We start from the raw sequence: 11,733 nt of genomic DNA on the forward strand, positions 1-11,733 counted from the left end.
ATTCAACATCAAGCTGATTTAATCTGAATTAACTTTGCAAACAAGTCATACTCATCCGCATCCGTAATTTCAACTTCAAGCAAGTTACCTGCTTTAATCAGACTCTTATCAATATCTTCAACAAAAACGTTACCATCAATTTCAGGTGCGTCTGCATATGAGCGCGCAACGGCCACAGGGAATTCTTCTTCCAAGCTATCAACCAATACCGTCATTCTCTGACCAATACGTTTTTGCAATTTAGCTGCTGAAATTGCTTGCTGCACTTCCATGAAGCGTTCATAACGCTCTTGCTTGATCTCTTCTGGCACATGGTCTGGAAGATCATTTGCTGTTGCACCCTCAACAGGTGAATAGGTAAAACAGCCAACGCGATCTAATTGCGCTTCTTTTAACCATTCCAACAACATTTGGAAATCTTCTTCCGTTTCACCTGGGAAACCAACAACGAAAGTTGAGCGAATCACCAATTCAGGGCATTTTTCACGCCATAGTTTCAGGCGCTCTAAAGTATTTTCACTATGAGCTGGTCGCTTCATCAATTTTAAGATGCGCGGACTGGCGTGCTGAAAAGGAATATCTAAATAAGGCAGGATTTTGCCCTGAGCCATCAAATCAATCGCAGCATCCACATGCGGATATGGATAAACGTAATGTAAACGTACCCAAATACCTAACTGACCAAGTGCTTCACACATATCATAGAATTTGGTTTTAACTGGCTGGCCATTCCAAAAATCTAACTTGTACTTGGTATCCACACCATAGGCAGAAGTATCCTGAGAGATCACCAGAATCTCTTTTACTCCCGCACGCTTAAGTGCAGCTGCTTCATCCATCACTTTCCCAACAGGACGAGACACAAGGTCGCCACGCATGCTAGGGATAATGCAGAATGTACAACGGTGATTACACCCTTCCGAGATTTTTAAATAAGCATAATGCTTCGGTGTTAAACGAACACCTTGCTCTGGGACTAAATCAATAAACGGGTTATGTTTTGGCGGTGCTGGTACATATTCATGTACTGCTTCCATTACATCTTGATAGGCTGCTGCACCTGTTACTTTAAGAACATTTGGGTGCATCTGGCGAATTTTGTCTTCGTCTTTACCTAAACAGCCAGTAACGATTACTCGACCATTTTCACTCATGGCTTCGCCAATGGCGTCTAAAGACTCTTGTACTGCAGATTCAATAAAACCACAGGTATTAACAACAACCAAATCTGCACCGTCATAATCTGATGCGACTTGATAACCTTCAGTCTTTAACTGAGTTAAAATTCGTTCAGAATCTACCAATGCCTTAGGACAACCTAAAGATACAAAACCGACTTTGGGGGTCTTCATGAATCTGCGCTCCACTAGAATCGGCGTATTGTATGACTTTTCTTTGCTTACGCATAGCTGCAAAGCCATCTCTTTGTGTAATGCACCAAAATACAACCAAAATTTTAAATAAAATCCAACAACGCACCAATTTGGAACATAATAAAATATTGAAATAAGCGGATGTATGTGAAAAATACCGTATAAATCGATTCTTTCAGATTTAAGTGATTGAAATTTAGTTAATACAAAGTTGGCTTGTATTTTGCATAAAGTACATTTTAGAAGTTAATGGCTATTCATTAAAATTTATATTTATTGCGCCATTTTAAAACAGGATGATTCACAAATGGATCAACAGAACACTATCGACTATCGACTCTTAGTAGATAATCTGAGCACTGCCATTTTATTGGTCGATAGTAAGCTTAATATTTTTTATTTAAATTCTGCTTGTGAAGCATTATTTGATATCAGCTTGCTCCGTGCTTCGGGTCAACCTGTATTAAATTTACTACATGCACATGATGATTCGTTTAATACACATGAAGCATTATTAAACACTTTAGAAAGTGGGCAACACTATACCCGTCGTGAAGCCGTGATCAATGTGAATTTCAAACCGATTCATGTCGATTACACGGTATCACAACTCAATGCAGGCAAAAGCTATCATCCACTCCTGTTAATTGAACTCAATCCAATTGACCGTATGTTGAAAATTTCGAAAGAAGAAAACCTAGTTCAACAACATCAAGTGGCTCGTCAGTTAGTTCGCGGCGTAGCACATGAAATTAAAAACCCCTTAGCAGGTATTCGTGGCGCAACACAACTACTTGCCCGTAGTCTGGGTGATGATAACTATCGTGAATTTACCGACATTATTATTAGTGAAGTTGATCGTTTGACCAATCTTGCGGACACCATGCTCGGTTCACGTCAATTACCAAGCTACGAACATGTCAATGTGCATGAACCTTTAGAACGCGTTCGCTCCCTCATTGCAAATCAAACCAAGAAAAAAATTAAGATCACACGCGACTATGACCTTTCTTTACCCGACGTTATGGCCGATCGGGACCAATTGATTCAAGTCATGCTCAACATCAGTGTCAATGCTGTACAGGCCATGACTGAGAATAAAGACTTCTTTACCGACTCAGAACCAGAGCTGGTTTTAAGAACCCGAATACAACGCCTTGTCACCATTAATGGTGTGCTGAATCGCTCAACAGTTCGCATTGACATTGAAGACAATGGCCCCGGTGTTCCAGAGAGCATCTTGGAGTCCGTTTTCTATCCGCTAGTCACTGGCCGTGCCAAAGGCACAGGACTGGGTCTCAGTATCGCTCAGAATATTATGCATCAACATAACGGAATGATTGAGTGTCAATCAGTTCCAGGAAAAACCGTATTTAGCCTATATCTACCTTGGGAGTTAAACCATGTCACGAAATAAAATTTGGGTAATAGATGACGATCGTGCCATGCGTTGGGTACTGGAAAAAACCTTTAAAGAAGAGGGTTTTGATGTCACCAACTTTGAAGAGGCACAGACTGCGCTTGAGCGTTTACATGATGATGCGCCCGATGTAATTTTAACCGATATCCGTATGCCAGGGATTGATGGTTTAACCTTCTTATCTAAAGTTAAAAATACGCATCCAGATCTGCCTGTCATCATCATGACCGCACACTCTGACTTAGAGTCAGCTGTTTCGAGTTATCAAACAGGTGCTTTTGAGTATTTACCGAAACCATTCGATATCGATGAAGCATTGGCTTTGGTTAATCGTGCGATTTTGCATATCAATAAATTGCAACAACAAGAAGCAACCAAAACTGCTTCACCATTGCAATCGACCGAAATTATTGGTGAATCACCTGCAATGCAGGAAGTATTCCGTGCAATTGGTCGCTTATCACAATCACACATTACTGTATTGATTAATGGTGAATCTGGTACAGGTAAAGAGCTGGTTGCCCATGCACTGCATAAACACTCACCTCGTCGCGCCAAACCTTTTATCGCATTAAACATGGCAGCCATTCCAAAAGACTTGATTGAAACCGAGTTATTTGGTCATGAAAAAGGCGCATTTACTGGTGCAAACACACAGCATCAAGGCCGTTTTGAACAAGCCAATGGCGGTACTTTATTTCTTGATGAAATCGGTGATATGCCATTTGAAACACAAACACGTTTGCTTCGTGTTTTAGCAGATGGTGAGTTCTACCGTGTCGGTGGTCATATCCCAGTCAAGGTTGATGTACGTATCGTGGCTGCAACCCATCAAGATTTGGAAAAACTGGTGAATGAAGGACGTTTCCGTGAAGACTTATATCACCGTCTAAACGTCATTCGTATTCATATTCCAAAGCTATCTCATCGTAGCGAAGACATTCCGATGTTAGCGCAGCATTTCTTGGCACGTGCAGGCAAAGAACTTGGAGTCAGTCCTAAAATCTTACGCACTGAAACCACAGACTATATGCAACAACTGCCTTGGCCGGGTAATGTGCGTCAGCTGGAAAATACTTGTCGCTGGTTAACAGTGATGATCACAGGTCGTGAAGTCTACCCAGAAGATCTGCCTGCTGAGCTTAAGCAAGCCTCTGTGCATAAGAACAATGATGCTCAAGCTGCGTCTAATACCAGCCCTGCTTTGGTTGAACGCATTGCCGTTCATCATTGGGATGAGTTATTGGCACAATGGGCGATCCAAAAGCTTAAAAATGGTGAAATGAAGCTTTTAGACATCGCAACGCCTATGTTTGAGCGCACGCTGATTAATGCCGCGCTACAACAAACGCGTGGACGTAAACGCCATGCCGCTGAGCTTTTAGGTTGGGGTCGTAATACCCTTACCCGCAAACTCAAAGAGCTCGGTATGGATTCTACCGATGATGATGATGACGAAGAAATTCGTTCTGCTTAATTAAAAGACTATAAAAAAGCGAGTACACGTTACTCGCTTTTTTATTTGAATTGAGAAATTTTGGAACACTCATCAATTCCATAACCATACAATGGATATGGTTTTTGTTATACTAGAATCACCCCAACCACCCCAAAGTAGATAATGTCTGATATTTGCTATCCAAGCTGTGCTAAACCTCAAACTCGCCGCGGAGAAGAACGTCGTCTCGCACTATTATTGTGCGCAACCGATTTATTCCTAGAAAAAGGTTATGAGGCAGTCTCTTTGGATGATATCGTCAACCATGCAGGTGGTTCAAAAACATCTATTTATAAATATTTTGGCAATAAAGAAGGCCTATTTACTGCAATTTGTGATTATCGTAGAGAAGTTTTCTTTAAAGGCGTTTGTTTTCCTTATACACCTGAAAAACCTGATTTAAGAAGTTATCTCACACAAACCCTGCAACGTTTTTATCACCACATTATTCAACCTGAAAATATTGCCTTCATGCGGATGTTTACCGAGCAAACCCAAAAAGATGCACAGCTCGCGCATTATTTTTATGATCAATGTGCACTCAACATTCAAAATACCATTGCTTTTGCACTAGAGCATGCCCATAACAGCGGTGAGATTTATTGTACGAAACCCCAATTCTCCTCAACCATGTATTTTGGCATTTTACGTGATGTCGAGTGGCGTAATCTAATGGGTTTAGATGTACCAGCAGATGATGCTGAAATCATTGATTATATTAACTATTCTGTAGATTTATTTTTAAAAGCCCACCAAAAGGTCTAATTCTTTTGCTTTTTTTTGCGCGTATAGTATAGTATTCAATTCCTTTTTTTTCACACCCATTAATCATCACTTAATTATTGTTTTTATTCAATAATTATTGGGGGAGCAAATATGGCGCTTCGGCATTTTCTTACTTTACGAGACCTATCCTCTTTAGAATTGCAGCGTATTTTAGATCGCGCACAAGAACTTAAACGCATGCAACATAGCAATACGGTCTATCAACCTTTTGCTGGTAAAGTTTTGGGAATGATTTTCGAGAAATCGAGCACACGTACGCGTATTTCTTTTGAAGCAGGTATTTGCCAGTTTGGTGGTAACGCAATTTTTCTTTCACCACGCGACACGCAATTAGGGCGTGGTGAACCGATTGAAGATTCTGCACGTGTCATTTCGAGCATGCTCGATATCGTCATGATTCGTACTTTCGGTCACGATATTGTAGAGCGTTTTGCATCTTACTCGACGGTACCGGTCATCAATGGTCTGACTGATGATCACCACCCTTGTCAGTTGCTTGCTGATTTGCAAACCTTCCAAGAACACCGAGGCAGCATTGAAGGTAAAACCGTTGCATGGATTGGTGACGGTAACAATATGTGTAACTCATATATTGAAGCGGCACATATGATGGGCTTTAAGCTTAAAATCGCATCACCTGAAGGTTATGAACCACAAGCAAGATTCCTCACTGAGTTTGCTGATTGCGTAGAAGTCTTCAATAAAGCTGAAGATGCAGCTGTCAATGCAGATCTCATCGTGACGGATGTTTGGGCTAGCATGGGTCAGGAAGAAGAACAGAAGTTACGTGAAAAAGCATTCTCAGATTTCCAAGTTAATGAAAAACTTATGGACTTGGCACACCCTGATTGCTTATTCATGCACTGCTTGCCTGCGCACCGTGGTGAAGAGATTTCAGAAAATATGTTAGACCACAAAAATGCTGTGGTTTGGGACGAAGCAGAAAACCGTTTGCATGCTCAAAAAGCGTTGATGGAATTCTTACTGAATGAGAATCTGAAAAAAGACTAAGTTTTAAAAAACAGCATCATTCGATGCTGTTTTTATTTGTGTGTTCTAAATTGAACACCCGAATAAAAACACTTATAGTAAGACAAGCCCATTAGATTAAGTTTCTCATGATATGAGAACTTCACTCAACACACAGCGGATGTTATGACTTCACTCGAACAAGCCTTATCTCAAATACCAAGCTTTTCTTTGGTGCATGAGCATCTGTTTAGCTCTGCTCAACCGACTGCTGAGCAACTGCAACAGATCAAAGAATATGGTTGCAGTACTGTCATTAATCTTGCGACCAGCAAATCAGATAACCATCTATCTGAGCAAGATCAAATTTGTTTAGACTTGGGATTAAACTACATTCATATTCCAATCGGCTGGGATGTACCTTGCTCTGAACAATGTCTTTTTGTTTTAGATCTCATTGATCATCTAGTTCAAAATGAAATTATTTGGCTACATTGCGACGATAATATGCGTGTCAGTAGTTTGATGTATCTCTATCGCCAATTCTATATGAATATCGACCTACCAACCGCCCAAGAACTTTTACACCAAATTTGGGAACCGAACGAAACTTGGACAGGCTTAATTCATAGCATTACTTTACAACTGCAAGGTCGTAAAGCAACACAAGAACTTGAACAGTCATTAATAAACAGCAATCATTTTGCTTGATGCGAAATTAACACCGTTGCCGTTGCCAAGATCCCTTCTTGGCGACCAGTAAATCCTAATTTTTCAGTTGTTGTGGCTTTAATGCTAATTTGAGTCACATCCACATCTAATACATCCGCAATACTTTGACGCATTTCTAAATTATGCTTCGCTAATTTAGGGCGTTCACAAGCCACCGTAATGTCTGCATTATTCAGCTGATAGCCACGATCTAAAATCAATTGATAGACATGTTTGAGTAACAAACGACTATCTGCACCTTTGTATTCAGGGTCTGTATCTGGAAAATGCTGACCAATATCACCGAGTGCTAACGCGCCCAACAAGGCATCACTCAGCGCATGTAATACCACATCCCCATCCGAATGTGCCTTTAAACCATGCGTATGTGGAATTTGGACACCTGCCAAAGTAACAAAATCACCTCCTTCGAACGCATGCACATCCATCCCTTGTCCAATCCGAATTTGAGCAACCATATGATTTTCCTTTTACAATATACCGAACAAATCTTGTATTCAGGCTTTCTATTTCGCTATAGTACGTTGAGCAAATTAGACTGAAAGTATAAGTGATTATGCTGTTTAACACTGTAAGAAATCAATTAAAGAAATCTGGCTACATCATCACATTGAGTTGTTTTTGCTCAACATTTGCCTATGCGGAATCAATTGACTGTACAAGCAAGGATTTGGAAGCGCAAAAAATCTGCTCTAAGCAATATAAAGAGCAGCGTCTGAAGCTCAACGCCAAATTTTTAACCGCTTATTTGGTGACCGATGCCCCATTACAGTTATTACATGACACCCAAACTCTGTGGCTGAATCAAGTACAGCAGTGCAAAAGCAAAAGCTGTTATCAGCAGCAATTTGATGCACGTTTGGATGATTTGAATTTTTATACCTCAATGAACCAAACCTTGACACAGCATTATTTGAAATATGAGCACGGTAAACTAGCAGCTCAACCTGTGCATTTACAGATCCATCAATTGGATAAGGATAAACTCAAAATAGAAGGCACTGCATACCGCAATCCCAATAATCGTCTAGAAACTCAAACCTTGTCTTTATTGGCATATAGTACGCCTGAACAAAAAGACCAAATCATTGATAATGAAAAAAAATGCCAATATCAGTTTGATTTTCAAAAAACCTTATTGATTATTAAATCTGCACAAAAAGATTGTGGCAGATTTACAGGTATCTACCGCCTCTACGATTAATGCTCTTAACATTTAAAAGCCGATGTTTTCACATCGGCTTTTTTGATTCAGCTTGGGAATTTTTCTGCAATCTCTTGGCTAATCAATACCGCTGTTGCCGCAGACAAAGTCCAGCCCAAATGTCCATGTCCAGTGTTATAAAACACTCGTGGTTGCTTACCCTGTTTTACCACAGGCAGCATGTTCGGCATCATTGGACGCAAACCTGCCCACGGCACAACATGCTCAGTTGAAATATCAAAGTTTTGGTTGACCCAATTAATTAAAGGCTGGATACGATCTGCACGAATATCTCGGTTATATCCATTAAACTCAGCGGTACCTGCAATACGTAAACGATCAGCACCGAGGCGAGAGGTCACAATCTTGGCACTTTCATCAAGTAAGCTCACCCACGGCGCATTTTTTACACTACGCTCATCTTTCAGCTGCACGGTAATTGAATAGCCTTTGACAGGATAAACATTCACACTATCACCGAGCATATCGGCTAATTGGTAACTTCCTACACCACCACAAACCAAAACTAAATCGGCAATAATTTCAGTGATTCCATCCGAGCTTGGATTAACATTTTCGGAACTGTTTTTGCAGTGGACAACCGCTTTGTCTTGCGTAAATTTGACATCAACAACATCTAAGCCAAAACGATATTTCACACCATTTTGCTGAGTTTTTTCAGCCAAGCCAACAGAGAATTTATGAATATCTCCTGTTGCATCCCCAGCCGTGTAATACCCCCCAAAATAATCACCTGTTAGTGTGGGTTCAATGGCTCTCATTTCGTCAGGTGTAATCGCATTTCGTTCAAGCTTTCCTTCAACCAACACATCATTGACCTTTTTGGCAATCTCATAGTCTTCCTTGGTGTGATACATATGTAAAATGCCGCGCTTTTCCAAATCAAACGAGATACTTTCTTTTTCTGCAATCTCAAACAAGCGTTGTCTCGCCAAAAGCGCCAAACGTACGGTCTCAATGGTATTGGCTTTATAGTTTTTAATATGCGTTAAGAACTCAATCAACCAGCGATATTTATGTGCACTAAAGGATGGATTGAGCAATAAAGGTGCATCCTTTTTACTCATCCATTTAATACCTTTAAGTACGGTTGCCTTTTGATTCCAAACCTCGGCGTTACAGGCAGACAACTGCCCGCCATTGGCAAAAGACGTTTCCATGGCTGGAAAGAGATGACGATCAATCACCGTCACCTCATAGCCTAATTTATTTAATTCATAGGCAGACGTTACACCCGTAATCCCCGCACCAATGACAACAACATGTGGCATAGCAAACTCCTAGAAATGCATAACATTTCTCAATGCATAGCCCCATCTGTCATGGTACCTGAGAGTTTTGGCAGATGATTACCAATTAATCATTAAGCCTTCCCCTTCGGTGAGTGTTTATCATAGAAGAAAAATATTGTTAATTTCTACAAGTTGAGCACTGCTCTCCAGATTGTATTTCTATTATTACAGTCCTTCTGCCTGAGAGTTTCCGGGGTCGTTGCTCCTTCGGCGAGTTCATTGAAGAACTTCTCTCCCGCAATAATATTTATATCCTTATAAGCAATATATATGCCGCCTAAAAATACCGACACTAAATTCTTGTAATTGTTTGTAGGTGAAGAAGTGTTCTATTTCAAGTTACTTAAGCAATAAAAAAGCAGACTCAAAGTCTGCTTGCAAATATTAAAATTTACATTGCAAAATTTGCTCAGAAAACTGTCCTTTCCAAAGTTCACGCAATGTTGGTAAATAGAATTTTTCCCCAATCATCACCAACTCTGCATCAATCAGCGCATGAATTTCATGCATCAACACATAATCCAAAGCAATAAGTGATAATTGCGGCTGACTTTGGGTAATTTGCTTACGTCTAACTTGTGCTTTTTTTACTAGTTCATTGGCAAAGTTTTTGTCTTTATAGGTGGTGATCGCACTTAAACGCAGCTCGATAATTCCCCAACCTTCCAATAATTTTTTAAATGTCTCAAAGTCTTTTGATGTTGCTTCCCATGTTACATTTTCTAAATTACTGTCCTCAGGTAGTACGGGCAATAATAAATCTGCAGTGCTCGGAAAGATTTTCTTTAAATTCAACAGAAACTTAACAGGATTTTCATTAGGAAGATCAGAAAATTGGATGTTGGTTTGGGTATCTGTTAAATAAATATTCAGCATAATGAAGCAACAATCAGGTAAATCAAAACTATATTGTACGCAGTTCACTTTATAAAAACTACTCATAAAAAATCCCTCTATCAACAGAAGGATTTTTTACTTCATCTATAAAGCTTACTTACTATTCGGTGACACCATATTTTCAGGCTTAACCACTTCATCAAATTGTTCAGCAGTCACTAAACCCAGTTCAACCGCGACTTGCTTTAAGGTTTTATTTTCCTTATAAGCCGTTTTCGCAACTTTGGCAGAGTTTTCATAGCCAATCACAGGATTCAATGCAGTGACCAACATCAATGAGTTATGTAAGAAGTGATCGATCTTGTCACGATTTGGCTCAATACCCACTGCACAGTGATCGTTAAAGCTATTGCATGCATCGCCCAACAACTGAATCGATTGCAGTAAGTTATAAGCAATCACGGGCATAAATACATTGAGCTCAAAGTTACCAGATGCACCTGCAACATTAATAGTTGTGTCATTTCCCAAAACTTGAGCAACAACCATCGTCATCGCTTCACTTTGAGTCGGATTAACTTTACCTGGCATGATGCTTGAACCAGGTTCATTTTCCGGAATACGTATTTCACCGAATCCACAGCGTGGACCACTTGCCAGCCAACGAATATCGTTGGCAATTTTATTTAAGCTTACAGCAAGTGTTTTTAATGCACCTGATGCAAACACAGCAGCATCGCGCCCAGCCAATGCTTCAAATTTATTCGGTGCTGTCACGAATGGCAGACCAGTTAATTCAGCTAATTGCTCCGCTGCTTTAACCGCATAATCTGGATGTGCATTTAATCCAGTACCAACCGCTGTCCCACCCAAAGGCAATTCATATAAACCAGACAGTGCTTGCTGTAAACGCTTCAAGCCATGCTCTAATTGTGAAACATAACCACTAAATTCTTGGCCCAAAGTCAAAGGTGTCGCATCTTGTAAATGGGTACGGCCAATTTTGACGATATCATCAAATTCTTCTGACTTACGCTGTAATGTATGTTTTAGCTTCGCAACAGCTGGAATGAGTAATTCATTAATTTGAATACTTGCAGCCACATGGATTGCGGTTGGGAATGAGTCATTGGTTGATTGTGCGCGATTGACATGATCATTTGGATGAACTGGTTTTTGTGCACCCAATACTTGGCCTAATTTCTGATTGGCAATATTGGCAATCACTTCATTACAGTTCATATTGCTTTGCGTACCAGAACCAGTTTGCCAAACCACTAATGGAAATTGCGAATCCCATTGTCCAGCAATCACTTCTTCAGCAGCACCAACGATATATTGGCTTAAATCTTCAGGAAGTTGTTTTAATTCAGCATTGGTAATAGCAGCAGCTTTTTTCACCAAACCCATTGCTCGAATCATGGCACGTGGCAAGCGTTCTTGACCAATCTTAAAGTTTTGTAAACTTCGTTGCGTTTGCGCACCCCATAAGGCTTCATTCGGGACCTCAATGTCACCCATTGTGTCGTGTTCAATTCGCATTTGCATAAACAACCTCTACTCTATTTGGTTAAAGTTCTCACGGGCTGAAGCAAAGTGAT

General features: G+C 40.2%; 11 protein-coding genes and 1 riboswitch. Of the genes, 6 read left to right on the top strand and 5 right to left on the bottom strand.

The window, feature by feature from the left end:
* Positions 1 to 8: 8 nt before the first annotated feature.
* On the bottom strand, positions 9 to 1,352 hold the full coding sequence (rimO, locus tag FPL17_RS06025) for a 30S ribosomal protein S12 methylthiotransferase RimO (protein WP_159883943.1): 1,344 nt from the start codon (positions 1,350 to 1,352) through the stop codon (positions 9 to 11).
* A 328-nt stretch (positions 1,353 to 1,680) separates the two neighbouring features.
* Here rimO and glnL point away from each other — a divergent pair, with 328 nt between their 5' ends.
* From glnL to FPL17_RS06050, 5 genes are all read left to right on the top strand, one after another.
* Entirely contained in the window at positions 1,681 to 2,790 is a 1,110-nt protein-coding gene (gene glnL, locus FPL17_RS06030; RefSeq protein ID WP_005188946.1) for a nitrogen regulation protein NR(II), read from the top strand.
* A complete protein-coding gene (gene glnG, locus FPL17_RS06035) occupies positions 2,777 to 4,270 on the top strand; it encodes a nitrogen regulation protein NR(I) (protein WP_033133060.1) in 1,494 nt (497 codons plus the stop codon). Before glnL ends, glnG begins: the two co-directional genes overlap by 14 nt.
* A 144-nt stretch (positions 4,271 to 4,414) precedes the next feature.
* Entirely contained in the window at positions 4,415 to 5,056 is a 642-nt protein-coding gene (locus FPL17_RS06040; protein WP_159883945.1) for a TetR/AcrR family transcriptional regulator, read from the top strand.
* Positions 5,057 to 5,167: 111 nt separating this feature from the next.
* Positions 5,168 to 6,088: an ornithine carbamoyltransferase gene (gene argF, locus FPL17_RS06045; RefSeq protein WP_005152630.1), complete on the top strand. Its 921-nt coding sequence runs from the start codon at positions 5,168 to 5,170 to the stop codon at positions 6,086 to 6,088.
* Positions 6,089 to 6,232: 144 nt separating this feature from the next.
* On the top strand, positions 6,233 to 6,757 hold the full coding sequence (locus tag FPL17_RS06050) for a protein tyrosine phosphatase family protein (protein ID WP_005188959.1): 525 nt from the start codon (positions 6,233 to 6,235) through the stop codon (positions 6,755 to 6,757).
* Here FPL17_RS06050 and ispF read toward each other — a convergent pair.
* Positions 6,745 to 7,236, bottom strand: coding sequence for a 2-C-methyl-D-erythritol 2,4-cyclodiphosphate synthase (ispF, locus tag FPL17_RS06055; protein WP_159883947.1), 492 nt, complete (start codon positions 7,234 to 7,236; stop codon positions 6,745 to 6,747). The genes FPL17_RS06050 and ispF overlap by 13 nt on opposite strands.
* 98 nt (positions 7,237 to 7,334) lie before the next feature.
* Between ispF and FPL17_RS06060 the strand changes: the two genes are divergently transcribed.
* Positions 7,335 to 7,982, top strand: a complete 648-nt coding sequence (locus FPL17_RS06060) for an A1S_1983 family putative colistin resistance protein (RefSeq protein ID WP_159883949.1) — start codon at positions 7,335 to 7,337, stop codon at positions 7,980 to 7,982.
* Positions 7,983 to 8,029: 47 nt separating this feature from the next.
* Here the strand turns inward: FPL17_RS06060 and FPL17_RS06065 are convergent, their stop codons facing one another.
* The 3 genes from FPL17_RS06065 to fumC form a co-directional block, all read right to left on the bottom strand.
* On the bottom strand, positions 8,030 to 9,274 hold the full coding sequence (locus FPL17_RS06065) for a D-amino acid dehydrogenase (protein WP_005188968.1): 1,245 nt from the start codon (positions 9,272 to 9,274) through the stop codon (positions 8,030 to 8,032).
* Positions 9,275 to 9,453: 179 nt separating this feature from the next.
* Positions 9,454 to 9,543: riboswitch (glycine riboswitch) on the bottom strand.
* 136 nt (positions 9,544 to 9,679) lie between these two features.
* Positions 9,680 to 10,171 carry a hypothetical protein gene (locus tag FPL17_RS06070; RefSeq protein ID WP_159886809.1) on the bottom strand — a complete coding sequence of 164 codons (492 nt, stop codon included), beginning with the start codon at positions 10,169 to 10,171 and terminating at the stop codon, positions 9,680 to 9,682.
* Positions 10,172 to 10,285: 114 nt separating this feature from the next.
* Complete coding sequence (gene fumC / locus FPL17_RS06075) at positions 10,286 to 11,680, bottom strand: class II fumarate hydratase (RefSeq protein WP_159883951.1); 1,395 nt, start codon at positions 11,678 to 11,680, stop codon at positions 10,286 to 10,288.
* Positions 11,681 to 11,733: the final 53 nt, after the last annotated feature.

It is taken from the genome of Acinetobacter dispersus (assembly GCF_009884975.1).
GTDB classification, from domain to species: domain Bacteria; phylum Pseudomonadota; class Gammaproteobacteria; order Pseudomonadales; family Moraxellaceae; genus Acinetobacter; species Acinetobacter dispersus.

Bases quoted from the DNA above. Each gene is read 5' to 3' on its own strand.
- rimO (WP_159883943.1), bottom strand. From the start codon at position 1,352: ATGAAGACCCCCAAAGTCGGTTTTGTATCTTTAGGTTGTCCTAAGGCA.
- glnL (WP_005188946.1), top strand. From the start codon at position 1,681: ATGGATCAACAGAACACTATCGACTATCGACTCTTAGTAGATAATCTG.
- glnG (WP_033133060.1), top strand. From the start codon at position 2,777: ATGTCACGAAATAAAATTTGGGTAATAGATGACGATCGTGCCATGCGT.
- FPL17_RS06040 (WP_159883945.1), top strand. From the start codon at position 4,415: ATGTCTGATATTTGCTATCCAAGCTGTGCTAAACCTCAAACTCGCCGC.
- argF (WP_005152630.1), top strand. From the start codon at position 5,168: ATGGCGCTTCGGCATTTTCTTACTTTACGAGACCTATCCTCTTTAGAA.
- FPL17_RS06050 (WP_005188959.1), top strand. From the start codon at position 6,233: ATGACTTCACTCGAACAAGCCTTATCTCAAATACCAAGCTTTTCTTTG.
- ispF (WP_159883947.1), bottom strand. From the start codon at position 7,236: ATGGTTGCTCAAATTCGGATTGGACAAGGGATGGATGTGCATGCGTTC.
- FPL17_RS06060 (WP_159883949.1), top strand. From the start codon at position 7,335: ATGCTGTTTAACACTGTAAGAAATCAATTAAAGAAATCTGGCTACATC.
- FPL17_RS06065 (WP_005188968.1), bottom strand. From the start codon at position 9,274: ATGCCACATGTTGTTGTCATTGGTGCGGGGATTACGGGTGTAACGTCT.
- FPL17_RS06070 (WP_159886809.1), bottom strand. From the start codon at position 10,171: ATGCTGAATATTTATTTAACAGATACCCAAACCAACATCCAATTTTCT.
- fumC (WP_159883951.1), bottom strand. From the start codon at position 11,680: ATGCAAATGCGAATTGAACACGACACAATGGGTGACATTGAGGTCCCG.